The organism is Rhodococcus sp. BP-160, from assembly GCF_019836205.1.
GTDB lineage: Bacteria > Actinomycetota > Actinomycetes > Mycobacteriales > Mycobacteriaceae > Rhodococcoides.
On sequence record NZ_JABUEK010000001.1, the window covers coordinates 557,458 to 582,174 of the forward strand.

Below are 24,717 nucleotides of genomic sequence, written 5' to 3' on the forward strand. Positions count from 1 at the left end.
CAGTCATGGAGGCAGCGTGTCCCGAGTGAGCGAGTCGAGTCCGTACGTCGAATTCGACCGTCGACAGTGGCGCACTCTCCGGAACGCGACACCCCTGGTCCTGACCGAGGACGAGCTCACCGGCCTGCGCGGTCTGGGCGAACAGATCGACCTCGACGAGGTCGCGGAGGTCTACCTCCCCCTCGCTCGACTCATCCATCTCCAGGTGGCCGCCCGCCAACGCCTGTTCGCGGCGACGGCCACGTTCCTCGGGGAGAAGACGCCGGACCGCCAGGTCCCGTTCGTCATCGGCATCGCCGGCAGCGTCGCCGTCGGCAAGTCCACGACCGCGCGCGTGCTGCAGGCACTGCTGGCGCGATGGGAGCACCACCCGCGCGTGGACCTGGTGACGACGGACGGGTTCCTCTACTCGTCGGCCGAGCTGGTGCGTCGAGGAATCATGCACCGCAAGGGTTTTCCCGAGAGCTACGACCGGCGCAAGCTTCTGCGCTTCGTCACCGAGGTGAAATCCGGCGCCGAATCCGCACGCGCACCCGTGTACTCGCACGTCTCGTACGACATCGTGCCGGGCAAGTACACCGAGGTGCGACAGCCGGACATCCTCGTCATCGAGGGACTCAACGTCCTGCAGACCGGTCCGCGCCTCATGGTCTCGGATCTCTTCGACTTCTCCATCTACGTCGACGCCCGCATCGAGGACATCGAGAAGTGGTACGTCGACCGCTTTCTCGCCCTGCGCTCCACGTCGTTCGCCGACCCGGCCTCGCACTTCCACCACTACTCGGGACTGTCCGACGAGCACGCCAGGATCGCGGCCGCGGACATCTGGCAGTCGATCAACCGGCCCAACCTGGTGGAGAACATCCTGCCGACGCGCCCCCGCGCCACCCTGGTGCTGCGCAAGGACGCCGACCACACCATCAACCGGCTGCGCCTGCGCAAATTGTGACGACCGGCCTCCGGCCTGCCCGGCTCCGGCTCAGGTACCGAATCTCCGGTGCCGCGCGGCGAAGTCGCGCAGCGCGCGCAGGAAGTCGACGCGGCGGAACTCGGGCCAGTAGGCCTCGGTGAACCAGATCTCCGAGTACGCGCTCTGCCACAGCAGGAACCCGGACAACCGCTGCTCCCCCGACGTGCGGATCACCAGATCCGGATCCGGCTGGCCCGACGTGTAGAGGTGCGAGTCGATGCCCTCGACGGTGACCGAGCGGAGCAACTCGTCCCCGTCGGCACCGTCGGACAGCCGTTCCGCGATGAGCGACTGCACGGCGTCGGCGATCTCCTGACGGCCGCCGTACCCGACCGCGACGTTGACGTGCGTTCCCGAGCGGCCGGCCGTGCCGGCGGCGGCCTCCTTGAGGCGGCGGGCGGATTCGGCGGGAAGCAGATCCATCGTGCCGACGATCTTCACGGACCAGTTCTTTCCCGGTCCGCTGATCTCCTCGACGACGTCCGTGATGATCTCGAGCAGCGAGTCGAGCTCGTCCGGTGACCGGCGCAGGTTCTCGGTGGACAACAGGTAGATGGTGGCCATCTCGACGCCGGCCATGTCACACCACGTGAGCAGCTCCGCGATCTTGAGCGCGCCCATCCGGTGCCCGTGGCTGACGTCGGTGAAGCCGTTCTCCCGGGCCCAGCGACGATTGCCGTCGCACATCACGGCGACGTGCCGAGGGTGCTGAGCGCCCTCGAGCTGACGCAGCAGGCGCCTCTCGTAGAGCGTGTACAGCAGACCGCGAGCCTTCACCCAGCTCCCCACTTCGACAGAATTGTTCAGCAGGTGATCACCCTACGCCCGCAGTACGACGCGATCGGCGTGACCGACTCGTCACCGCGCCGCATGATGGTTCCGTGGCGTACGGGGTATCCGGCTCCGACCGCACACGAGAGAACAGGAGCAGTCATGACTGTTGTCCGGGACACCACGGCGAGCGTCGAAGCCGTGTGGAACGTGCTCTCCGACGGGTGGAGCTACGCGACGTGGGTGGTGGGCGCCTCGCGCATCCGCGCCGTCGACCCCGAGTTCCCCGCGCCCGGCTCGCGGATCCACCATTCGGTCGGGCTGTGGCCCGCCGTGCTGAACGACGAGACGCGGGTACTGAGCATGACGGAGGGACACGAGGTGACACTCGAAGCGCGCGGGATGCCGGCAGGCAAGGCGACGATCGTCCTGCGCCTGACGCCGCGAGGCTCGGGGTGCCGGATCGAGATGATCGAGCACGCTCGGACCCTCCCGTTCTCGCTCGTTCCCGAGTCGGTCCAGCACGCACTCGTGTATCCCCGCAACACCGAGGCGACACGGCGACTCGCGCTGCTGGCCGAGCGTTCCGCGGTTCCCCGATGACGACCACGACGGTGGACGCCGTCGTGATCGGAGCGGGCCACAACGGACTCGTCGCGGCGTCCGTGCTCGCCGACGCAGGATGGGACGTCGTCGTCCTGGAGTCCGCCCCGGTGCCCGGCGGCGCGGTCCGCAGCGCCGAGCTCACCCCGGGATACGTGAGCGACCTGTTCAGTGCCTTCTATCCCCTCGGTGCGTCGTCCCCGGCGTTCACGGCGCTCGAGCTCGACCGCCACGGGCTCCGCTGGACCCACTCACCCGTCGTCTTCGGTCACCCGCGCTCGCCCGACGACGAGGACGCCCCGGTGGTCCACCACGATCCCGAGGACACCGCCGCCATGCTGGCGGAGCACGATCCGCGCGACGGCGAGGCGTGGATGTACGTGGTGGATCAGTGGAACCGGATCCGCGATCCTCTGCTGCACTCGCTGTTCGGCAGCTCCTTCCCGCCTGTCAAGGGTGCCGCGACGCTCTTCCGGCGCCTCGGGACCGCGGAGACACTGCGGTTCCTGCGCTTCGCAGTACTCCCGGCCCGGGCGATGGCGCACGAGTTGTTCCACAGCGAGGCGGCGCGATGCCTGCTGCTCGGCAACGCCATGCATGCCGACGTCCCCACCGACGCACCCGCGAGCGGCATCATGGGCTACCTGCTGACGATGCTCGCGCAGGATGTCGGCTACCCCGTCCCGGTCGGCGGTGCGCAGGAGCTGACCAGCGCGCTCGTGCGCCGTGCCGAGAGCGCCGGGGCGCGGGTCGTCTGCGGAACCGAGGTGACCTCGATCGACGTCTCCGGCGGTGTCGCCCGCGGCGTGCGGACGGCAGGCGGCGACACGTACGTCGCACGGCGAGCCGTCGTCGCAGACGTGTCCGCTCCCGCGCTGTACAGCTCGCTGTTGCCGCGGGACGCGGTTCCCGCCCGGGTGCACAGCGATCTCGAGAAGTTCGAGTGGGACACCCCGGTGGTGAAGATCAACTACGCGCTCGACTCCCCGATCCCGTGGCGCTCGAAGAGTCTGAACGAGGCGGGCACGGTGCACGTCGGCGCAGACGACGACGGTCTGGTGCGATGGAACGCCGACCTGGTGACAGGCCGCATCCCGGAGCGGCCGTTCATGCTGTTCGGTCAGATGACGACCGCGGACGCCACCCGCTCCCCGGCCGGGACGGAGAGCGCATGGGCGTACACACACCTCCCCCGCGGTGTGACGGACGACGCCTCGGGCGACCTGCTCGCCGAGCGGGTCGACACCGTCCTCGAGGAGTACGCGCCCGGGTTCGCGGCGTCGATCGTCGACAAGCACGTCCAGCGGCCGGGCGACCTGACAGCGGACGACGCCAACCTGTTCGGTGGCGCGGTGAACGGCGGAACGTCGCAACTGCAGCAGCAGTTGGTGTTCCGGCCCGTTCCCGGACTCGGACGTACGGAGACTCCCGTCGGTCGGTTGTTCCTCGGGAGCGCGTCCGCCCATCCGGGCGGCGGCGTGCACGGGGCACCGGGACTGGCTGCGGCGAGGGCCGCGTTGGCGAGCGACGGTGTGCGCGGATGGGTTCACCGCAAGACGATCAGTGCCCTGATGGATCTGACACTCGGTGACCGCTAGTTCGGCCACGGTCGGAGCGCGAACCTACGGTACCGTAGGTTCGTGACTGTCTTCGGGCTCGACGAACTGCCGGTGAAGCCGCGCATGCGCGGATGGATCCACCTGTACGCCTTCGGGGTGTCGGTGGTCTGCGGGATCGTGCTCGTGGTGCTCGCCTACTCGGCGGTGTCCGTCCGGGCCGGTCTCGCGATCACTGTCTACGCCGTCGCGACGTGCGGTCTCTTCGGAGTGAGCGCGACATACCACCGCGTCCACTGGCAGACCGTGCGCAGCCGGACGTGGATGAAGCGCGCCGATCACTCGATGATCTTCCTGTTCATCGCCGGCAGTTACACGCCGTTCGCGGTGCTCGGGCTGCCGAGCCGCACCGGCACCATCGTGCTGATCGTGGTGTGGGCCGGTGCGCTGGCCGGAGTGACGCTGAAGATGCTGTGGCCCACGGCCCCTCGCTGGCTGGGCGTGCCCCTGTATCTCGTGCTGGGCTGGGCCATCGTGCCGGTCGCGGGCGAACTCACCCATCGTGTGGGCGTCGGACCGATGGCACTGCTGGTGGCGGGCGGCGTGTTCTACAGCATCGGCGCGATTCTCTACGCAACGAAGTGGCCCAACCCGTGGCCCACCACGTTCGGCCATCACGAGTTCTTCCACGCCGCGACGGTCGTCGCCGCGGTGTGCCACTACGTCGCTGTGTGGCTGGTGCTCTTCACCTGATCCGGCGTCACCGGACCAGGAGTGCGGTCAGGTCCTCGGGGTCGGTGACCGGTCGGTCGCACACGAAGCCGTGACACACGTACGCGGCCGACTCGCCGCTCACCAGCGGGCGATCCGCGAGCAGCGGGACCGAGTCGGGCGGACCCGCGACCACCACCGTGCCGCCGGCGGCGACGCGGCGGGCGGTACGCACGAGGTCGTCGTCGACCGACTCCGTGGCGATCGCCACCTGCACCGGTCCCGCCACCGCGGCTTCCGCGACGGTCAGCCAGTGGCCGGCCGACCGGGGTGCCCGCTCGAGCAGGATCGACGCTCGCGCCAGCGACCTGTCCGCCGCCGCACCGAAGCGCGAGGAGTTCTCGCTGGACGCGGCCACCGTCAGCAGAGCCTCGGTGATCAGTGCGGCTCCGGACGGGGTCGCGTTGTCGAGTGGATCGCGAGGCCGGGTCACGAGCGTCTCCGCGTCGTCGGCGGTGTCGAACCAGCTGCCCGGCTGCTCAGGATCGGCGAAGTGGTCGAGCGCGACGTCGAGTACCTCCTCCGCCGCCGTCAGCCAGCGTGCCTCCCCGGTCGCCTGGTGCAGCGCGGCCAGAGCGACGGCGAGTGCGCCGTGATCCTCCGCGATGGCCGCCGCATCGCCCACGACGCCGCCCAGGGACGCACGCCGTAGTCGGCCGTCGACGCGGTGCAGGTCCAGGATGCGGTCCGCGCAGCGTGCTGCCGCATCGACCCAGTTGCGGTACCCCAGCGCGGCGCCGCCCTCGGCCAGCGCCGTGATCGCGAAGCCGTTCCAGGCGGTCACCACCTTGTCGTCGCGCCCCGGCTGAGGACGCGTGGCACGCGACGCGGCCAGTGCTGCGCGCATGCGTGCGAAACGCTCGGGGTCCGTCGGTTCGGCCCGCAACTGCAACACGGACGCCCCCTCCTCGAACGTGCCCGTGTCGGTCACCCCGAACACCTGTGCGGCCCGAGCCCCGTCCTCGTCGCCCAGCACCTCGACCAGCTGCGCGGGTGTCCACGCGTAAGTCAGACCCTCCACCCCGTCGGTGTCGGCGTCCAGGGCGGAGGCGAAGCACCCGTCGTCCGTGCCGAGATCGCGCAGGAGGAAGTCGGCGGTGTCGACGGCCACACGATGAGCGAACGCATCGCCGCGGCGCGCCAGGTGAGCGTAGAAGCGCAGCAGCAACGCGTTGTCGTAGAGCATCTTCTCGAAGTGCGGCACCACCCAGTCCGCATCGACGGAGTACCGGGCGAAACCGCCCCCGAGCTGGTCGTACATCCCGCCGCGGGCCATGGCGTCGGCGGTACGGCCCACCGCAGCGCGGGCAGGCTCCGACCCGGTGCGCTCGACGTGGCGGAGCAGCCCCTCCACGAGAGACGACGGTGGGAACTTCGGTGCTCCGCCGAAGCCGCCGCGCGGCACGTCCTCGTCCGCCAGAACGCGCGCCACCGCCTCGTCGAGCAGGGCGGCGTCGACGACTCGGTCGCCCTCCGGGATGCCCGCGGCGGTCCTGCGCAGTTCCGCGACCACCGAGGCCGACGCCTGCTGCACCTCGTCACGACGGGTGCGCCACGTCTCGGAGATGGCCTCGAGCAGCTGCGTGAACGACGGCATCCCCCGCCGAGGTGTGGGCGGGAAGTAGGTGCCGCAGTAGAACGGTTCCGCGTCGGGGGTGAGGAACGCCGTCATCGGCCAACCGCCCTGACCCGTCATCGCGACCGTCGCGTTCATGTAGACGGCGTCGATGTCGGGACGTTCCTCGCGATCGACCTTGATGCACACGAAGTTCGCGTTCATGATCTCCGCGATGGCGTCGTTCTCGAACGACTCGTGTGCCATCACGTGACACCAGTGACACGCCGAGTAGCCCACCGACAGCAGGACCGGGACGTCTCGTTCGCGAGCCCACGCCAGGGCGTCGTCACCCCACTGCTGCCAGTGCACGGGATTGTCGGCGTGCTGACGCAGGTAGGGGCTCGTCGAGTCGGACAGGGTGTTGCGCTCACGGGTGGCCACCCCTGCAGTGTCCCCCGTGACACCCGGCGCAATCACCGCTCGGGTCGCAAACCCCTCACCGCTCGGGTCGGAAGCCTCCGCGGTCCGTGCCCTCGTCCGCCGCCTGGTCCGGCGTCGGATCCTCCGGCTCGAAGGACGCCGGGAGCTTCTTGAAGTGCGCGTTCATCGACCGCACCAACAGGGCGGTACCGATGAGCAACAGCACGATGATGACGAGACCGACGGGTGACGCCTTACCGAACTCGGGCCCGGTGTTGTTCTGCGCCAGCATGATCGACGCGCTGAGCACGGTCATCTAGGACTCGATCCCGGCGAACAGGTCGGTCTCGGGCAGCGACGTGCGCACGCGGGTCCGCGCCAGCTCGTACTCCTCGGTCGGCCACAGCTTCTTCTGCACGTCGACCGGGACCGCGAAGAAGCGGCCGTTCGGATCGATCTGGGTGCGGTGCGCACGCAGAGCGTCGTCGCGCTGCTGGAAGTAGTCCGCGCACTCCACCTGGGTGGTGACGCGCTCCATGATCTCGCCGCGATCCTTCGGCCACTGCGCGAGCCATTCCGTGAACGGCCCTTCCTGACCGGAGGCGATCATCTCGTCGTCGAACAACTGCATGCGCTTGCGGATGAAGCCGTGGGAGTAGTAGAGCTTCGAGACCTCCCACGCCTCGCCCGTTCCGGGGAACTGCTCGGGATCGCCGGCCGCCTCGTACGCGGCGACCGACACCTCGTGGCAGCGGATGTGGTCGGGGTGGGGGTAGCCACCCTTCTCGTCGTAGGTCGTCATGACGTGCGGCTTGAAGTCGCGCACCACGCGCACAAGAGCCTCGGTCGACTCCTCGAGCGGCACCAGCGCGAAGCATCCCTCGGGAAGCGGCGGCAGCGGATCGCCTTCCGGCAGACCGGAGTCCACGAACCCCAGCCACGTCTGCTGCACCCCGAGAATGGCTGCGGCAGCGGCCATCTCCTCCTTGCGCACCTCGGACATGCGCTCGCGCACACCGGGGATGTCCATGGCCGGGTTGAGGATGTCGCCGCGCTCACCGCCGGTGAGCGTGACCACCAGCACCTCGTTGCCCTCGGCCGCGTAACGCGCCATGGTGGCAGCGCCCTTGGAGGACTCGTCGTCGGGATGGGCGTGCACTGCCATCAGTCGCAGTCCGCTCACGTGTGCCTCACTTCAACTATCGGTGGTGCTCCGGTTCCGGTCCGGGCACCTCCAATAGTTCCACTTCGTCCGGTACCCCGCCGAGGCGGTACCGGGTCCGCGGGTAAGTTCGACGGCGATGTCCACCACGCCGCAGAGTCTCCCCGAGGGTCGCTACCCCACCAGTCGGGGAATCGCCCCGTCCCGTGTCCTCGCCGTGGCTCTGACGCTGCTGGTCATCGCGCTGGGCGTGGCCGTCGCCTACCTCGGATACACCAAGTTCACCACCCCCGACGTCGACGGGACCATGGTGTCGTTCGACATCGTCGGCGAGGACCGCGTCGACGTACGCCTGAACGTGACCAGGGACGACCCGTCCCAGCCCGCGGTCTGCATCATCCGATCGCGATCGCGCGACGGAACCGAGACCGGGCGACGCGAAGTACTGATCCCGGCGTCCGATAACGGCACCGAGGACGTCCGCAGCTTCGTGATCACCTCGGCCGCGCCGGGCCTCGCCGACCTCTACGGATGCAGCCTCGACGTGCCGGAACATCTCACACCTCGGTGACCGTCGGGTGCCGACCAAGAAACTACGAAGTTCTTTCGTGGTAAAATCGCTTCGTACACGGCTCACCCAGTGGGGCCGTGTATTGCTGCATTGACGGGCGTACCGCGAGCACTCGAGCCAAGGGCCGTTCGCATCGACCGCGTTCCGCCCCGGCGGAACGCCCTGCTCGTGACGGAGCTCGCGCACCAGCGCGGGCTCTCTTTCACGTGTGGGCTCGGTGACACCACCGCACGCCGCCTACGAATACCGGAGCCGAACGGCTCTGAAGAACACGAGGGAGTGATCGAGATGAGCGAGACCCAGGTGACCTGGCTGACCCAGGAGTCGCACGACAGGCTCAAGGGCGAACTCGACCAGCTCATCGCCAACCGACCCGTCATCGCCGCGGAGATCAACGAGCGACGGGAAGAGGGCGACCTCAAGGAGAACGGTGGATACCACGCCGCCCGCGAGGAGCAGGGCCAGCAGGAGGCGCGTATCCGCCAGCTGCAGGAGCTGCTGAACAACGCCAAGGTCGGCGAGGCTCCCACCCAGTCGGGCGTCGCGCTCCCCGGGTCGGTCGTCAAGGTCTACTACGACGGTGACGAGTCCGATTCCGAGACGTTCCTCATCGCCACGCGTGAGGAGGGCGCACGGGACGGCAAGCTCGAGGTCTACTCCCCCAACTCGCCCCTCGGCGGCGCATTGATCGACGCCAAGGTCGGCGACACGCGCGAGTACTCGCTGCCCAACGGCAAGACCATGAAGGTCACGCTCGCGAGCGCGGAGCCGTACCACAACTGATCTCGCACGACGCATGTCGTTCGGCCCCGCACGTTCGCGTACGGGGCCGAACTGCGTTTCCCATCCGTGTGGCCGCCGGGCTCGAAGCCCTGGTGTAACAGGCACGCGCTCGCCGAGCGATGAACGCCATGGAGGTGCCACCAGATGAGTCTCGCCACGAAGGCATTCGCAGGGTTCGACATCGACGACCGCCACGTGCGGGTGGTCGTCACCGACGCGGCCGTGATCACCGATGCGGCAGCCGCGGCGCGCACCGCCCTGGACACGTGGCTCGACATCGTCTCGCTCACCCGTGCGGACTCCGAACTGCAGCGACTGAACCGCTCCTTCGGCCGGACCGTGCGCGTCTCCCCTGCTCTGGCGGACCAGGTGCGACACGCCCTCGCCGCCGCGGACCTGACGGCCGGCGCCGTCGATCCGCTCCGCAGCTCGGGCACGGACACTCACGAGGCCATCGAGGTCGACGGTCTCGGCGTGCGCCTTCCCGGCTGGGCCACAGTCGATCTGGACGCGACAGCGTTCGCCGTTGTCGTGGAGCGCATCGCCGCGACGATCGCACGCCGCTTCGCCTGCGGGGCACTGGTGTCGGTGTCGGGTGCGAACTCGACCGACACCGACATTGCCGTCGCCGGGCCGGAACCCGTTCGTGGATGGCAGATCTCGGTGATCGACGGCTCGGCGGAACGCCTCGTTCCGATCGCCTCGGGAACCACGATGGTGACCACCACGGGCACCACCACGGCCACGGTGGCCGCGTCCTCCCCCGTGGTGGCAGCCGCGCTGTCGCGCGCCGCGGCAGCGGGCGCCGACGCGCTGGTCGATCGCGCCGCCGACCACGCCTCCGCCGCGGTCTTCATCGCCGCCTGATCACTCCTGAACTTCGGCCACGTATCCGGCGGCCGCGAGACCAGACAGCACGGCGGCGCGGTGGTCCGGGCCCCGGGTCTCCAGGGTCATCATGATCTCGACCTCGTCCATCGCCAGCCGCCCTGCCGTGCGCGCGTGCACCACGTCGACCACACTCGCGGCCGTGTCGCGTGCCACGCCGAGCACCCCCACCAGGCCACCCGGGCGGTCGGGGATGACGATGCGCACCGTCAGATAGCGACCCGCCGCTCGCAACCCGTGCGCGACGACGTGTGTCAGCAGGAGCGGATCGATGTTGCCGCCGGACAGGACGGCGACGATCGGCCCGTCACCGTGGAACTGTTCGGGATGGTCCATGAGCGCAGCAACGGCTGCCGCTCCGGCGGCTTCGACGATGAGTTTGGCGCGCTCCATACACAGCAGCAGTGCCCGCGACAGCGCGTCCTCGCTGACGGTGATCACGCGGTCCACCATTTCGGTGACGTGCGCGAAGGGGACCGCCCCGGGACGCCCCACGGCGATACCGTCGGCCATCGTCGACATCCGTTCGGCAGAGATCGGCATACCGGCCTCGAGCGATCCGGGCCACGCGGCTGCCTGTTCCGCCTGCACCCCGACGATGCGAATGTCCTTGCCGCTCAACGCGACGGCAGCGGCGATGCCGGCGACGAGACCGCCGCCGCCGGTCGGCACCACGATGGTGCCCACATCGGGCATCTGGTCGAGAATCTCGACGCCGACCGTGGCCTGGCCAGCGACCACGTCGATGTGATCGAACGGGTGGATCAGCACGGCGCCGGTCTCGTCGGCGAAGGCCATGGCCGCCAGGAGAGCCTCGTCGATGGTGGTGCCCACCTGGTGAATGGTGGCCCCGTACGCCTTGGTGGCCACCAACTTCGGCAGCGGCGCACCGTTCGGCATGAACACCGTCGACGCGGCCCCGAGTTCCGACGCCGCCCACGCGACGCCCTGCGCGTGATTGCCGGCACTGGCCGCGACCACCCCACGAGCGCGCTCCTCGTCAGTCAGACCCGCGATCCGGTTGTACGCACCCCGCGGCTTGAACGATCCGGTGCGCTGCAGGTTCTCGCACTTGAGCCACACCTGGCGGTCGGTGCGATCGGACAGGACACGGGACGCCACGAGGGGTGTGCGGCGCATGACCGGGGCGAGCAGCGCGGTGGCGCGGTCCAGCCGGTCGGCGGTGAGGAGATCCATGGCTGGAACCCTAAACCCGAATGCCCCTAGGCGAGCGCCTGTTCGATGTCGCCCACCAGGTCGGCGGCGTCCTCGATGCCGACGGACAGGCGCACCAGGTCGTCCGGCACCTCGAGCAGCGAGCCGGCGGTGGAGGCGTGGGTCATGGCGCCGGGATGCTCGATCAACGACTCGACGCCGCCCAACGACTCGGCGAGAGTGAAGATCTCGGTGCGCGCGCAGAGGTCGAGCGCCGCCTGGCGGCCACCCTTCAGACGGACCGACACCATGCCGCCGAACCGACGCATCTGCTTGGCGGCGACGGCGTGGGACGGGTGGCTCTCGGATCCCGGGTAGATGACCGAGGAGACGGCGGGGTGACCCGTCAGCAGCTCGACGATCTTCTCGGCGTTGTCGCTGTGCCGCTCCATGCGCAGGGCGAGCGTCTTGATGCCGCGCAGTGTCAGGAACGCGTCGAACGGTCCGGGAACACCGCCGGCGCCGTTCTGCAAGAAGGCGAACGACGCGTCCAGTTCCTCGTCGTTGCACACGAGGGCGCCGCCGACGACGTCGGAGTGTCCACCGATGTACTTGGTCGTCGAGTGCAGCACCACGTCGGCGCCGAGCGTGAGGGGCTGTTGCAGGTACGGCGACGCGAACGTGTTGTCGACGACGATCTTCGCGCCCGCCTCGTGTGCGACGCCCGACAGAGCCTCGATGTCGCCGACGTTGAGCAGCGGATTGGTGGGCGTCTCGACCCAGACCAGCTTCGTGTTGGGGCGAATGGCCTCGCGCACGGCGTCGACGTCCGACACCGCGGCCACCGAGTACTCGATGCCCCACTGGGTGAACACCTTGTCGATGAGCCGGAAGGTGCCGCCGTACGCGTCGTTCGGGATCACGAGGTGGTCGCCCGGGCGCAGCGACGCCCGCAGGAGGGCGTCCGTCGCGGCCATGCCCGAGGAGAACGCGCGACCGTAGTGGCCGTTCTCGAGGGCTGCCAGGTTGGCCTCGAGCGGACGCCGGGTCGGGTTGCCGGTGCGGGCGTACTCGAACCCGCTGCGCATACCACCCACGCCGTCCTGGGCGAAGGTGGAGCTCGCGTAGATCGGGACGTTGACCGCACCGGTCAGCGGGTCGGGCTCGTACCCGGCGTGCACCGCGCGAGTGGAGAACCCCTGCCAGGACGTCGTGTCGGACTTGCTGCGCTGCTCACTCATGCGCACCAGCCTAACGAGCGGGCAGGCCGGAGGCCGGTCGGGATGGGTCAGTAGTTCCGTGTGTCAGGACGCGGTGGTGACGAATCCGAGGAGATCGTGGCGGGTGATGACGCCGACCGGCTTGCCGTCGTCGACGACCATGACGGCGTCGGTGTCGCCGAGCGTCTTCGTCGCGGCCGAGACCGGCTCACCGGCGCCGATGAGCGGGAACGGCGCACTCATGTGCGTCTTCACGGCGTCGGACAGGTTCGCCCGGCCCTCGAACACAGCACTCAGCAGATCGCGCTCGCTGACACTGCCCGCGACCTCGCCCGCCATGACCGGCGGCTCGGCGCCGACGACCGGCATCTGGGAGACGCCGTACTCGCGCAGGATCTCGATGGCGTCGCGCAGCGTCTCGGACGGGTGCGTGTGCACGAGGTCGGGCAGTGCGCCGGACTTGCCGCGCAGCACGTCACCGACGGTGGGCTCGGCGGTGCCACCGTCGAGCCGGGTGCGCAGGAAGCCGTAGGAGCTCATCCACTTGTCGTTGAAGATCTTGCCGAGGTAGCCGCGACCACCGTCGGGCAGCAGGACGACGACGAGGGCGTCCGGGCCCTCGCGCTCGGCCACCTGCAGCGCGGCGACCATGGCCATACCGCAGGATCCGCCGACCAGCAGGCCCTCCTCGCGGGCCAGGCGACGCGTCATCTCGAACGAGTCGGCGTCGGACACGGCGATGATCTCGTCCGGGATCGACGGGTCGTACGCGCTGGGCCAGAAGTCCTCGCCCACGCCCTCGACGAGGTACGGACGGCCGGTCCCGCCCGAGTAGACGGAACCCTCGGGATCGGCACCGATGATCTTCACCGCACCGCCCGACATCTCCTTGAGGTAGCGACCGGTTCCGGTGATGGTGCCGCCGGTACCGACGCCGGCGACGAAGTGCGTGATCTTGCCGTCCGTGTCGTTCCAGATCTCGGGTCCGGTGGTCTCGTAGTGGCTCTGCGGACCACCCGGATTGGCGTACTGGTTGGGCTTCCAGGCACCGTCGATCTCGCGCACGAGGCGGTCCGAGACGCTGTAGTAGCTGTCCGGATCCTCGGGGGCGACCGCGGTGGGGCACACGACGACCTGCGCGCCGTAGGCACGTAGGACGTTGCGCTTGTCCTCGCCGACCTTGTCGGGGCACACGAAGACGCACTTGTAGCCGCGCTGCTGTGCGACGAGGGCCAGGCCGACTCCGGTGTTGCCGGAGGTGGGCTCGACGATGGTGCCGCCGGGCTTCAGTTCACCGGACGCCTCGGCCGCCTCGATCATCTTGACGGCGATGCGGTCCTTCGAACTGCCACCGGGATTGAGGTACTCCACCTTGGCGGCGAGGAGTGCGGACCCGGGGGCGACGACGGTGTTCAGCTTCACCAGCGGGGTGTTGCCGATGAGGTCGACGACGCTGTTTGCAATGCGCATGCGTCCATCCTCCCAGATGTCCGGCCGGACACCCACCGAGCCTGGTCGCGCTGCGGCGATCGCACTGCACGGCACCACCGTCGGCGCACCTAGAATCGGACAGGTGAACGGAGGTGCGATGCAGCAGGGCGGCTCGGGTCGCGGTGGGTGGCGACAGGCAGCGGTGGCGGGAGCCGCCACCGTCGTCGCGGGATCCGGCGCGGGAACGCTGTCCTGGGCCGCGTACCGGCACCTGCTGGCGCAGGCGGCCGCTGCCCGGACCGTGATCGGCCGCAGCACGGACCGGCCGCCCGAGGCCGACGGTGTGTACGCCCCGGGTGCGCGCGTCCCGCAGCGGTGGCGCCCCGGCGTGCAGTCCGACCTGCACCTGATGATCTTCGGCGACTCGACGGCGGCCGGCATGGGCTGCGTCGTCGCGGACGAGGTGCCGGGCGTGCTGATCGCGCGGGGTCTCGCCGACGAGAGCGGGAAGCGGATCCGGTTGAGCACCAAGGCCATTCCCGGCGCGACATCCAAGGGACTCGAGGGTCAGGTCGATGCGATGCTGGTCGCCCACCACGACCGGCCCGACGCTGCCGTCGTCTTCATCGGCGCCAACGACGTCACCAAGAAGCATGCGGTGGCGGCCTCGGCCGAGCGTCTGCGTACCGCGGTGCGTCGCCTGCGGGCGGAGGGCACCGTCGTGGTCGTCGGAACGTGCCCGGATCTCGGTGTCGTCACCGCCATCCCGCAGCCGCTCCGCGCTGTCGTGCGGACGTGGGGCCACCGACTCGCGCGGGCTCAGACGTCGGCGACGCTCGCCGCCGGCGGCCACCCCGTCGCGCTGGCGGATCTGCTCGCCCCGGAGTTCCTCGCGGCACCGGAGCGGATGTTCTCGGCCGACCGTTTCCATCCGTCCGCGGCCGGATACGAACTCGCTGCCCAGCAGATCCTGCCCGTGCTGGCGGCCGCGCTGGGCGAATGGGCGGGCGGCCCCCTGCCGACGCTGCCCACGGTGTCGGACGTCGCCGAGCAGCGTCGCCTCGTCTCCCGCCTCACCGCCTCGGCCAACCGCCACGTGTCGCGGCTACGGCCGCGAGACGCCCTGCAGTGACCGGGGGCAGACCCGACGAGAGTTACCCTCCAGTCATATCGTCGCCAACCCGAGGAGTCCTCCCATGCCAGAAGCAGTGATCGTGTCCGTGGCCCGTTCGCCCATCGGGCGCGCGATGAAGGGGTCGCTCGTCAGCATGCGTCCCGACGACCTCGCAGCGCAGATGGTCAAGGCAGCCCTCGACAAGGTGCCCGCCCTCGACCCCACCATGATCGACGACCTCCTCATGGGCTGCGGCCTCCCCGGCGGCGAGCAGGGCTTCAACATCGGCCGCAACGTCGCCATCCAGCTCGGCTACGACTTCCTCCCCGGCACCACCATCACCCGCTACTGCTCCTCCTCGCTGCAGACCACCCGCATGGCCCTGCATGCCATCAAGGCCGGCGAGGGCGACGTGTTCATCTCCGCCGGCGTCGAGACCGTCTCCCGCTTCGTCAAGGGCAACTCCGACTCGTACCCGGACACCCAGAACCCCATCTACGCCGACGCCCAGGCCCGCACCGAGAAGATCGCCGAGGGTGGCCAGACCTGGTCCGACCCCCGCGAGAACGGCAACCTCCCCGACGCCTACATCGCGATGGGCCAGACCGCGGAGAACGTCGCCCAGCTCGCCGGCATCAGCCGTGAGGAGCAGGACCACTGGGGCGTCCGCAGCCAGAACCGCGCCGAGGAAGCCATCGCCAAGGGCCACTTCGAGAACGAGATCACCCCGGTGACGCTGCCCGACGGCACCGTCGTCAGCACCGACGACGGCCCCCGCGCCGGCACCACCTACGAGAAGATCTCGCAGCTCGAGCCGGTCTTCCGCCCGGACGGCACCATCACCGCCGGCAACGCCTGCCCGCTGAACGACGGCGCCGCGGCACTGGTGATCATGTCGGACACCAAGGCCAAGGAGCTCGGGCTGACCCCGCTCGCCCGCGTCGTGTCCACCGGTGTCTCGGGCCTCTCGCCCGAGATCATGGGCCTCGGCCCCATCGAGGCGTCGAAGAAGGCGCTCGCGCTCGCCGGCAAGACCATCGACGACATCGACCTGGTCGAGATCAACGAAGCCTTCGCCGTCCAGGTGATCGGCTCCGCACGGGAACTGAAGATCGACGAGGACAAGCTGAACGTCTCCGGCGGCGCCATCGCCCTCGGCCACCCCTTCGGCATGACCGGTGCCCGCATCACCGCGACCCTGCTCAACAACCTGCGCGCCCACGACAAGCAGTTCGGTCTCGAGACCATGTGCGTCGGCGGCGGACAGGGCATGGCCATGGTGCTCGAGCGCCTCAGCTGAGTCGTCCCGCACACAGCGAACAGCCCCCGCCCTCCGAGAGGAGGACGGGGGCTGTCGGCTGTGACGACTACCGCTGGAACTAGTCGTTGTTGAAGTAGCTCAGCAGTCGCAGGATCTCGACGTACAGCCAGACCAGGGTGATGGTCAGACCGAGCGCGACGCCCCAGGCAGCCTTCTCCGGTGCCTGGGCACGGATCAGCTGGTCGGCGGAGTCGAAGTCGAGCAGGAAGCTGAACGCGGCGATGCCGATGCAGACGAGGCTGAAGATGATGGCGACGGTGCCGCCGTCACGCAGTCCGAGCCCGCCGGGGGTGAAGAAGCTGGCGACCAGGTTGCCGAGCATGAGCACGACGACACCGATGAGGGCGCCGACGACCATGCGGGTGAGGCGCGGCGTGACACGGATGGCGCCGGTCTTGTAGACGACGAGCATGCCGAAGAAGACGCCGAAGGTGCCGAGCACGGCCTGGGCGATGAGCGCACTGCCGCCGACGCCGCCGAAGCTGATGTCGGTGAACATGAGCGACAGGGCACCGAGGAACACGCCCTCGAAGGCCGCGTACGCGAGCACCAGGGGCGCACTGTCCATCTTGCGGCCGAACGTCGCCACGAGGACGAGGACGAAGCCGATGAGTCCGCCGCCGATGACGAACATCGGGGCCAGGCCGGGGTTGTTGCTCGCGAGCACGTAGGACGCGATGGCGAACACCGTCAGGACACCGAGGGTGGTGGCCGTCTTGGTGACGACGTCGTCGATCGTCATCGCACGCTGCTGCGGACCGGTCTGGTACGGCTGCGGCTGCCCCTGCGGGGAGCCGTACTGCTGGGTGACCGCACCGGCACCGGCGGCGGCCGAACCGAAGGAGGCATATCCGCCTCCCGCCTGCTTGGGCAGATTGCGGAACACCGGGTTGCTGGAAGTGCGCACCGTGTCTCATCCCTTTCGTGTGGTGGAGCCTGTGTATCTCTCAACGTTCGGATGCGACGGAATAGTTCCCATCGGACAAAACGGACTGTACCGGGCGGACGTCGCCGTTCCCCCAGCGCAGTACCGCATCAGTACACACGGTCGGCGCACGTTTGTCCGCTCACGTTTGTCGCTCGGGCGATCCGGGCACCTTCTCCCTCATGAGCATCGAAGACGGACCCGGAGACACGCTGGACCAGAGTGAGAGTCTCGACTCGGACGAGATCCGAGGCACGGACGACGTCGACGACGTGGTCACCCCGCCGGACTCGTGGACCGAGGCCGACAAGTTCGGCACCACCGAACGCGAGGCGCGGGAGGGTGAGAGCCTCGACCAGAAGCTGGCCGAGGAAGTCCCGGACGTCCCGCTCGAGGAGGAACTCGACGTCCCCGTGGCGGCGACACCAGACGACGATCTGACCGAGGAACTGGTGGACCGAGTCGTCGACAGCGACGACGAGAACGACTACATCGCGGACGCCACGGAGGACGACGGCACCGACGGCGCCGCCGTGAAGGACGCGGACGTGGTGGACGGAGTCGTGGTGGAGAACTCCGCGACGCACCGCGGCCAGATCGACGGGACCCCCGAGGACGCGGGCTCCTACTTCGACTGAGTCACGTCCGCCGGACCTGTGCGGCCGACGAGTTCACCGTCACCTGATCGACCGGGTGACGGTGAATTTGTCGTTGCGGCCCATCACCTCCGTCGGCCCGACCATGCGCGCGAGCATGGAGCGGAACCGCAGGTGTGAGTTGTGTACCGCCCACAGTTCGCCGCCGGGGCGCAGGACGGTCCGCGCGGCCGCGAACAGTTTCTCCGCTCCCCCGGTGTGCACGGCCGCGTTCTCGTGGAACGGTGGATTGCACAGGATCACGTCGGCGCTCGCGGGCGCCTCCGACGCCATGGCGTCGTCCCGACGCGCCGTGACCCGCACGCCGGACGCCTTCGCCGTGGCCGCCGCCGAGGCCACCGCCGCGGCCGAGCGGTCTGTGGCGACCACCTCCGCGTCCGGCCGCAGGCGCGCGGCGAGGACCGCGAGAATGCCGGTCCCGCACCCCAGATCGACGATGCGGCGCGCGTCGGGCGACATCCGGTCGAGGAACGTGCACAGGTACCGGGTGCCGATGTCCAGCCGGTCCCCGGAGAAGACTGCACCGTGGGCGACCACGGTGAGGTCCAGATCGGCGAGGACGGTCGACACGGGGTACGTCGCGCTCTCCCGAGGCAGCGGCCCGGTCGCCACCAACCCGCGGGACTTCTGCGCCGCGCGGGTGGCCGCCACGTCGGTGAAGTTCGCGGCGAGCACGTCGTTCATCGACCGACTCATGTGCTTGAGTCGACCCGCCGAGATGACGCGGACCGACGGATCCGCCCAGCGGGCAACGGCTTCGGCGATCTCGGTGAGCTCGGCGAGGGCGCGGGGAAGCTGCAGCAGCACCACGGTCGCACCGTCGAGCAACTCTCGATCCAACGCGTGGTTCGTGTAGACGTCGCCGAAGCCGAGCGCGCCGGCGTTGCGGGCCAGCGCGAGCTCGGAGGTGAGGGGATCCTGGTGCACGCGAATGCCGGCGAGGCCGTGCGCGGCGGCGGTCCCGAGGGTCAGCGCGCCGTACCGGTCGCCGATCACCGCGACCGACCCGGGCTCGGCGGTGGAGGTCGACTCCGCGGCCTCGGCCAGGATCAACCGGTCGGAGGCGTCGACGGCGTGGAGATTGGGCGCCTCGACATCGGGTGAGCGACGGAGCGCGCCGAGAACATGGTCCGGATCCTGCATCGTCGCAGTCTCTCACTCCCACCGAACCTTGCTTGAATCCCGACGTCAGCGGGCATCATCGACCCATGGGACTCACAGTGGCAGTGACCGGTCCGACCGGCGAGATCGGCATGTCGGCGGTGGACGCGCTCGAGCGCGATCCGGCCGTGGACCGCATCCTCGGCATGGCGCGACGACCGTTCGACGTGGACGAGCACGGCTGGACCAAGACGGAGTACCGGCAGGGCGACATACTCGATCGTGAGGCGGTGGACGCCTTCGTCGCCGAGGCGGATGTCGTGGTGCACCTCGCCTTCCTCATCATGGGATCGCGTGCCGAGAGTTCACGGATCAACCTGGCCGGGACTCGCACCGTCTTCGAGGCGACGGTGGCCGCCGCGCGGCCGACACGGCTCGTCTACACCTCGTCCGTCGCCGCGTACGGCTATCACTCGGACAACCGGGTGCCGCTGACCGAGGACACGCCGACGCGCGGATCGAAGGAGCACTACTACTCCGAGCAGAAGGCCGAACTCGAGGAGGTCCTCGACGAGGTCACCGCGGGATCGGACCTCGAGGTGTACGTCCTGCGGCCGTGCATCGTCGCCGGCCCGAAAGCGCCCGCCCTGGCCGACTCCATGCCGTGGCGCTCGATCGCCGCCCAGCTCCCCGCACCACTGGGGGCCGTGGTCGGCGCGGTGCGTCCGGTGTTCCCCGACCCGGGACACCCGCTGCAACTGGTGCACCACGACGACGTGGCGACGGCCATCGCGCTCGCCGCGACCACGGACGCACCTCCCGGCCCGTACAACATCGCGGGCGACGGGGTGGTGTCCCTGTCGCAGGTGGCGGCCGCGCTGGGCGCCTTCCCGGTGCGGGTGCCGTCCCTGCTCGGGTCTGCGGCGTCGGCGGTGATCCGCACCCTCCCGTTCGTCCCGTCGATGGTGGAGTGGGTGCACGTGGGACGGACGTCCGTCGTCATGGACACCTCGAAGGCCAAGCGCGACCTCGGGTGGCATCCCGCGCACAGCAGCTCCGCCACTCTGAACGCCCTCGTCGCGTCGCTGTGACACGACGGGGAGTTGCACCGGGTACGAGCACCCCACTAGCGTGACTCCGCGCACTTGAACACCGTTCAAGTAGTTCTCGCTCACGCCACGCACAGGAGTCCCGACCGTGTCCCCTCGTTTCTCGGCTCGTGACCTCGCTCAGGTCGCCGTCTTCGCGGCACTGATCGCGGCACTCGGCCTTCCCGGCTCCATCACGGTCGGCATCAGCGGTGTGCCCATCACCCTGCAGACCCTCGGCGTCATCGCCGCGGGCGCGGTTCTCGGCGCCCGCAAGGGTGCGGCCGCGGTACTGGTCCTGCTCGCACTCGTCGCGATCGGCCTGCCGTTGCTCGCCGGCGGACGCGGCGGACTCGGCGTCTTCGCGGCCCCCAGCGTCGGGTACCTCGTCGGATGGGTCGTGGGCGCCTTCGTCATCGGCGCGCTCACGCGGCTGATCGTCCCGTCCTACCCGCTGTGGGCCGGTCTGCTCGTCAACGCCGTGGGCGGCATCGCCGTCATCTACGTCTTCGGCGTCCTCGGCCTGCTGCTGCGCACCGACCTCGGCGTAGGGGCGGCCATCGCGTCCACGGGCGCCTACGTTCCCGGCGACGCGGTCAAGGTCGTCGTCGCGACCGTCGTCGCGAAGGGCGTGCACCGCGCCTACCCCGGTCTCGTCGCGCCGCGGCGTCGCGCGACCGTCGGGTCCGCCGCCTGACATGGTGCGCTCGTCCCCGCGCGATCCGATCCTGCTGGCGGGACGGCGGACGGCGATCGGCACGGCGGGGCATGCGTTCGCCGACCTGACGGCCGCCGACCTCGCGGCACCCGTCCTCGCCGACGTCGCTCGCCGGCTGCACCATCTCGGCCGCATCGACGACGTCGTCCTGGGCAACTGCCTCGGTCCCGGCGGCGACCTCGCTCGGGTCGCCGCGCTGCAGGCCGGTCTCGGTCACCACGTTCCCGGCGTGACGGTCGACCGCCAGTGCGGCTCGGGTCTCGACGCCGTGGCCCTGGCCTCGTCCCGTGTCCGCGCGGGTGACGACGCCCTGATTCTCGCGGGGGGAGTCGAATCGGCGAGCACGGCGCCGTGGCGTTTCCACGCCCCGGTCGGCGACGGGGGTCCGCAGCGGTACACGCGCGCACCGTTCACCCCGAGCGGTCACCCCGACCCCGACATGGGCACGGCCGCGGACGATCTCGCCCGCACGCTCGGCATCGACCGGGAGCAACAGGACGCGTACGCCGAACGCTCGCACCGGCTCGCCTCGCAGACGGACTTCTCGGCGGAGATCGTCACCGTCGCCGGGATCGATCGGGACGAGCGGGTGCGCGGCGGACTCACCACGGCGCGTCTGAGCAGGCTGCGTCCGGCGTTCTCCCCCGACGGCACCGCCACCGCGGGCAACTCGTGCGGCATCTCCGACGGCGCGGCCGTGCTCGCCGTGACGACCGCGGACCGGGCCGACGGCCCTGCCCTGCGGGTACTCGGCTGGGCCGTCGCCGGGACGGATCCCGCGCTCCCCGGACTGTCCCCCGTGCCCGCGGTCCGCGCCGTCCTCGACCGCTGCGGAGTGGACCTGTCCGACGTCGGGATCGTCGAGATCACCGAGGCCTTCGCCTCGGTGGCCCTGGCGGCCGTCGACCGGCTGGGCATCGATCCGGACATCGTGTGCCCGCACGGAGGGGCCATCGCGCTCGGACACCCGTGGGGCGCCTCCGGAGCGATTCTCCTCGTCCGGTTGGCTGAGCAGATGGCCACGACCGACTCCCCCGCTCTCGGTCTTGCGGTGTGCGCCATCGGCGGTGGTCAGGGCATCGCCATGCTCGTGGAACGAGTCGGAGCATGAGCGTGATCCGGTTCGATCACGTCTCGCACGGATACGGCGATCGGCCCGTGCTGCGCGACATCGATCTCGAGATCACCGAACACCGCGTCGGCATCGTCGGATCCAACGGCTCCGGGAAGTCGACCCTGGCCCGCATGATCAACGGTCTGGTGTCGCCGAGTTCCGGCACCGTCACCGTCGACGGTCTGAACGTCGCGCGCAAGGGTGGCCAGGTGCGACGGAAGGTCGGGTTCGTGTTCACGGACCCGGACAACCAGATCGTGATGCCGACCGTCGCCGAGGATCTGGCGTTCTCGCTGCGCCGCACCGGAGCGTCGAAGGACGAGGTGGCGGACCGCGTCGCCGACATGCTCGACCGTTTCGGGCTGGCCGGTCACGCCGATCATCCCGCGCACCTGTTGTCCGGCGGACAGAAACAGATGCTGGCGATCGGCGCAGTGCTGATCCGCCGACCCGACGTCCTGGTGGCCGACGAACCCACCACGCTTCTCGATCTCCGCAACTCCCGCAAGGTCGGCGCAGTGTTCGACACTCTCGAGCAGCAGGTCGTCGTGGTGACACATCACCTCGATCTCCTGACGAACTTCGATCGCGTCATCGTGATCCACGACGCTCGGGTCGCCCACGACGGACGGCCCGCCGACGCCCTGCCCGCGTACGAGGCGCTGCTCGAATGATCGGCCTCTACCGACCCGGTCACTCGCTCCTGCACCGACTTCCGGCCGGGTGGAAGCTTCTGCTGCTCATGGTCGGCGTCATCGCGGTCATCGCCCTCGTTCGCCGACCGGTCGACGTCGCGGTCGCTGCCGGCGTGGTCGCCGTTCTCTTCGGGATCGGGGGCATCGGCCCGCGGACCGCACTCGCGCAGATCCGGCCGCTCTTCTGGATGATCGCGATCATCGCGGTGTTCCAGGTGATCATCACGACCCCGGCCCGCGCCGTGGTCGTGTGCGGGATTCTCGTCGTCACGGTGGCCGCGGCGAGTCTGGTCACCCTCACCACCCGGGTGACCGCGATGCTCGACGTGTGCGGCAGGGTCCTGGAACCGTTGCGGCGCTTCGGCGTCGACCCCGACCGCATCGGACTGCTGCTGGCACTGACGATCCGGCTCGTCCCCGTCCTCACCGGCATCGTGCACGAGGTCTCCGACGCACGGAAGGCCCGCGGACTGCAGTGGTCGATGACCGCGCTGGCGACACCCGTGGTGGTCCGCGCGCTGCGGACCGCGGATGCGCTGGGAGACAGTCTCGTCGCCCGCGGTGTGGACGACGACCGGGACGATGACGCGTGATCGCGGACTCGATCGACGAGCGCATCGGTCGTCGCGCCTGGGACCGTCCGGACTCGCTCGCGGTCGTCGCCGCGGACGGCAGTCTCACCTATCGTGAGATGTGGGATCGGTCGGGACGCGTCGCCGCACGCCTGCTCGGTGCGGAGCGAGTGGCCGTACTCCCGGCGTCCGATCTCGGTTCCGTCGTCACGGTTCTCGGCGCGATCCGTGCAGGTTGCTCGCTCGTCCTCCTGCACCGCCACCTGCTTCCCGACCACCTCGCATCGGTTCTCGAGATCGGTCGCCCCGCTGCGGTGATCGCCACGGAGCGCGGGCGGACCCGGCTGCGTCGACTCGGCGTCACCGGCACGCTCACCTCGCCCGACGACCTCGCCGCCGCGCCCGCGGTCCCCCTCCCGGCACCGGACGAGGCCGGAGAACTGCTGGCGGGGTTGACGTCCGGCACGTCGGGCACCCCCAAGCTCTTCGTCCGCTCGCGGCGGTCGTGGTCGCGCACGCTCGATCGGTCCGACGAGGAGTTCACCGTGGACCGGCACTCCCGGGTGGCCGCACCGGGCGTCCTGGACCACACCCACTTCCTCTACGGACTGGTGCACGCGCTCACGCGAGGTGCTGCCGTGGACCTACGACCCCTCGAGTCGTGGTCCTCCGCGGGAGATGTCGACCCGACGCACGTCTACACCGTGCCCACCCTCGCACACGACATCGCCGTGTCCACCCGACCCGGGCTGGCGCAGGTCCGAGAAGTGTTGTCCTCGGGTGCTTTCTGGCCGCGCTCCGGTCGCGACACCCTGTCCGCTCGCGTTCCCGGCGCTCGGCTCGTGCACTTCTACGGCGCCTCGGAACTGTCGTTGGTGGCCGTGGACTCCTCCACCGAACCGGTTCCCGACGGCTCCGCCGGGCGGCTCGTCTCGGGAGTCCGCACGAGAACCGTGGACGGCGTCGTCAGCGTGCACAGCGACATGCTGTTCGGCGGATACCTGACCCACCCCGATCACGCGGAACCGTCCGACGGGCCCGTGAACGGGTGGACGAGCGTGGGCGATCGAGGCGAGATCCGCGGCGGGTGGCTGTTTCTCGCGGGCCGCAGTTCCGACACCATCGTGCGCGGCGGCCTCAAGGTGGAGCCACTCGATGTGGAGACCGCCCTGCGGGGGTTTCCCGGCGTGCTCGACGCGGCGTGTGTGGGCGAGCCGGATCCGAGGATGGGGCACGTCCCGGTCGCGGCGATCACGGTCTCGGAGCCGGTCGACCGCGCCGCTCTGCGGCGTCATCTGCGGGCGCACCTCGAGGCACCGGCGATGCCCACCCGCGTGGTCACGGTGCCCGCGCTACCGCGCACGGCCCGCGGCAAGCTCGACCGCCCGGCCGTCCTGGCGATGATCGCGACCGGACCTCGATCCTGACGGCTCGCTGTGCTGCGGACGTATTGTCCGAACAAACTATTGACTTCCCTTGTGATGTGGATTACACATATGTCGGGCCGCGACCGAACAGGTCACCGGCTCGATCCATTCCAGTCGTACCCAGTAT

General features: G+C 69.7%; 25 protein-coding genes. 16 read left to right on the top strand and 9 right to left on the bottom strand.

Going from position 1 to position 24,717, the window contains the following annotated elements; genetic code table 11:
* Positions 1–16: 16 nt before the first annotated feature.
* On the top strand, positions 17–949 hold the full coding sequence (gene coaA, locus HQ306_RS02560; protein WP_027503933.1) for a type I pantothenate kinase: 933 nt from the start codon (positions 17–19) through the stop codon (positions 947–949).
* Positions 950–979: 30 nt separating this feature from the next.
* Here the strand turns inward: coaA and HQ306_RS02565 are convergent, their stop codons facing one another.
* On the bottom strand, positions 980–1,747 hold the full coding sequence (locus tag HQ306_RS02565; RefSeq protein ID WP_027503934.1) for an isoprenyl transferase: 768 nt from the start codon (positions 1,745–1,747) through the stop codon (positions 980–982).
* A 156-nt stretch (positions 1,748–1,903) separates the two neighbouring features.
* Between HQ306_RS02565 and HQ306_RS02570 the strand changes: the two genes are divergently transcribed.
* Genes HQ306_RS02570 through HQ306_RS02580 form a run of 3 tightly spaced genes read left to right on the top strand, consistent with a single transcriptional unit; the run spans position 1,904 to position 4,653 of the window.
* Positions 1,904–2,344 carry an SRPBCC family protein gene (locus HQ306_RS02570; protein ID WP_222627450.1) on the top strand — a complete coding sequence of 147 codons (441 nt, stop codon included), beginning with the start codon at positions 1,904–1,906 and terminating at the stop codon, positions 2,342–2,344.
* Positions 2,341–3,942, top strand: a complete 1,602-nt coding sequence (locus HQ306_RS02575) for an NAD(P)/FAD-dependent oxidoreductase (RefSeq protein WP_222627452.1) — start codon at positions 2,341–2,343, stop codon at positions 3,940–3,942. The genes HQ306_RS02570 and HQ306_RS02575 overlap by 4 nt, the downstream gene beginning before the upstream one ends.
* Positions 3,943–3,984: 42 nt before the next feature.
* The gene (locus HQ306_RS02580) at positions 3,985–4,653 is read left to right on the top strand and encodes a hemolysin III family protein (protein WP_222627455.1); all 669 of its coding nucleotides are present in this window, start codon (positions 3,985–3,987) and stop codon (positions 4,651–4,653) included.
* A 7-nt stretch (positions 4,654–4,660) separates the two neighbouring features.
* On the opposite strand, the gene HQ306_RS02585 is transcribed toward HQ306_RS02580, so the two are convergent.
* From HQ306_RS02585 to mca, 3 genes are read right to left on the bottom strand one after another with little or no spacing between them, the layout of a single operon-like run.
* Positions 4,661–6,670, bottom strand: a complete 2,010-nt coding sequence (locus tag HQ306_RS02585) for a thioredoxin domain-containing protein (protein ID WP_222627457.1) — start codon at positions 6,668–6,670, stop codon at positions 4,661–4,663.
* A 55-nt stretch (positions 6,671–6,725) separates the two neighbouring features.
* Positions 6,726–6,965 carry a hypothetical protein gene (locus HQ306_RS02590; RefSeq protein WP_204866685.1) on the bottom strand — a complete coding sequence of 80 codons (240 nt, stop codon included), beginning with the start codon at positions 6,963–6,965 and terminating at the stop codon, positions 6,726–6,728.
* Positions 6,966–7,814 (bottom strand): mycothiol conjugate amidase Mca, encoded by an 849-nt coding sequence (mca, locus tag HQ306_RS02595; protein WP_222628811.1) that lies wholly within the window; start codon positions 7,812–7,814, stop codon positions 6,966–6,968. It abuts the gene before it with no gap.
* A 136-nt stretch (positions 7,815–7,950) separates the two neighbouring features.
* Between mca and HQ306_RS02600 the strand changes: the two genes are divergently transcribed.
* From HQ306_RS02600 to HQ306_RS02610, 3 genes are all read left to right on the top strand, one after another.
* Positions 7,951–8,382: a DUF4307 domain-containing protein gene (locus HQ306_RS02600; RefSeq protein WP_222627459.1), complete on the top strand. Its 432-nt coding sequence runs from the start codon at positions 7,951–7,953 to the stop codon at positions 8,380–8,382.
* Positions 8,383–8,670: 288 nt separating this feature from the next.
* Positions 8,671–9,165, top strand: coding sequence for a transcription elongation factor GreA (gene greA / locus HQ306_RS02605; protein WP_027503942.1), 495 nt, complete (start codon positions 8,671–8,673; stop codon positions 9,163–9,165).
* Positions 9,166–9,309: 144 nt separating this feature from the next.
* Positions 9,310–10,032: an FAD:protein FMN transferase gene (locus HQ306_RS02610; protein WP_222627461.1), complete on the top strand. Its 723-nt coding sequence runs from the start codon at positions 9,310–9,312 to the stop codon at positions 10,030–10,032.
* On the opposite strand, the gene ilvA is transcribed toward HQ306_RS02610, so the two are convergent.
* The 3 genes from ilvA to HQ306_RS02625 all read right to left on the bottom strand — a co-directional run bounded on the left by ilvA (position 10,033) and on the right by HQ306_RS02625 (position 13,898).
* Positions 10,033–11,250, bottom strand: a complete 1,218-nt coding sequence (gene ilvA / locus HQ306_RS02615) for a threonine ammonia-lyase (protein WP_222627463.1) — start codon at positions 11,248–11,250, stop codon at positions 10,033–10,035.
* Between the two features lie 26 nt (positions 11,251–11,276).
* Positions 11,277–12,449, bottom strand: coding sequence for a cystathionine gamma-synthase (locus HQ306_RS02620; protein WP_056447615.1), 1,173 nt, complete (start codon positions 12,447–12,449; stop codon positions 11,277–11,279).
* Between the two features lie 63 nt (positions 12,450–12,512).
* The gene (locus HQ306_RS02625) at positions 12,513–13,898 is read right to left on the bottom strand and encodes a cystathionine beta-synthase (protein ID WP_027503945.1); all 1,386 of its coding nucleotides are present in this window, start codon (positions 13,896–13,898) and stop codon (positions 12,513–12,515) included.
* A gap of 118 nt (positions 13,899–14,016) precedes the next feature.
* Here HQ306_RS02625 and HQ306_RS02630 point away from each other — a divergent pair, with 118 nt between their 5' ends.
* A complete protein-coding gene (locus HQ306_RS02630; RefSeq protein ID WP_051613045.1) occupies positions 14,017–14,991 on the top strand; it encodes an SGNH/GDSL hydrolase family protein in 975 nt (324 codons plus the stop codon).
* Positions 14,992–15,055: 64 nt separating this feature from the next.
* Positions 15,056–16,273, top strand: coding sequence for an acetyl-CoA C-acetyltransferase (locus HQ306_RS02635; protein ID WP_222627465.1), 1,218 nt, complete (start codon positions 15,056–15,058; stop codon positions 16,271–16,273).
* 79 nt (positions 16,274–16,352) lie between these two features.
* Here the strand turns inward: HQ306_RS02635 and HQ306_RS02640 are convergent, their stop codons facing one another.
* On the bottom strand, positions 16,353–17,201 hold the full coding sequence (locus HQ306_RS02640) for a Bax inhibitor-1/YccA family protein (RefSeq protein WP_222627467.1): 849 nt from the start codon (positions 17,199–17,201) through the stop codon (positions 16,353–16,355).
* A gap of 200 nt (positions 17,202–17,401) precedes the next feature.
* On the opposite strand from HQ306_RS02640, the gene HQ306_RS02645 reads away from it, so the two are divergent.
* On the top strand, positions 17,402–17,857 hold the full coding sequence (locus HQ306_RS02645) for a hypothetical protein (RefSeq protein WP_056447352.1): 456 nt from the start codon (positions 17,402–17,404) through the stop codon (positions 17,855–17,857).
* A 39-nt stretch (positions 17,858–17,896) separates the two neighbouring features.
* Here the strand turns inward: HQ306_RS02645 and HQ306_RS02650 are convergent, their stop codons facing one another.
* Complete coding sequence (locus HQ306_RS02650) at positions 17,897–19,018, bottom strand: class I SAM-dependent methyltransferase (RefSeq protein WP_222627469.1); 1,122 nt, start codon at positions 19,016–19,018, stop codon at positions 17,897–17,899.
* A 65-nt stretch (positions 19,019–19,083) separates the two neighbouring features.
* On the opposite strand from HQ306_RS02650, the gene HQ306_RS02655 reads away from it, so the two are divergent.
* From HQ306_RS02655 to HQ306_RS02680, 6 genes are all read left to right on the top strand, one after another.
* Positions 19,084–20,067, top strand: coding sequence for an NAD-dependent epimerase/dehydratase family protein (locus HQ306_RS02655; RefSeq protein ID WP_222627471.1), 984 nt, complete (start codon positions 19,084–19,086; stop codon positions 20,065–20,067).
* A 106-nt stretch (positions 20,068–20,173) separates the two neighbouring features.
* Positions 20,174–20,761: a biotin transporter BioY gene (locus HQ306_RS02660; protein ID WP_037183888.1), complete on the top strand. Its 588-nt coding sequence runs from the start codon at positions 20,174–20,176 to the stop codon at positions 20,759–20,761.
* Between the two features lies 1 nt (position 20,762).
* Positions 20,763–21,893, top strand: coding sequence for a thiolase family protein (locus tag HQ306_RS02665; RefSeq protein ID WP_222627473.1), 1,131 nt, complete (start codon positions 20,763–20,765; stop codon positions 21,891–21,893).
* Positions 21,890–22,570, top strand: a complete 681-nt coding sequence (locus HQ306_RS02670; RefSeq protein WP_222627475.1) for an energy-coupling factor ABC transporter ATP-binding protein — start codon at positions 21,890–21,892, stop codon at positions 22,568–22,570. The genes HQ306_RS02665 and HQ306_RS02670 overlap by 4 nt, the downstream gene beginning before the upstream one ends.
* Positions 22,567–23,184: an energy-coupling factor transporter transmembrane protein EcfT gene (locus HQ306_RS02675; RefSeq protein WP_222627477.1), complete on the top strand. Its 618-nt coding sequence runs from the start codon at positions 22,567–22,569 to the stop codon at positions 23,182–23,184. The genes HQ306_RS02670 and HQ306_RS02675 overlap by 4 nt, the downstream gene beginning before the upstream one ends.
* Positions 23,181–24,590: an AMP-binding protein gene (locus HQ306_RS02680; RefSeq protein WP_308115380.1), complete on the top strand. Its 1,410-nt coding sequence runs from the start codon at positions 23,181–23,183 to the stop codon at positions 24,588–24,590. Before HQ306_RS02675 ends, HQ306_RS02680 begins: the two co-directional genes overlap by 4 nt.
* Positions 24,591–24,717 lie beyond the last annotated feature (127 nt).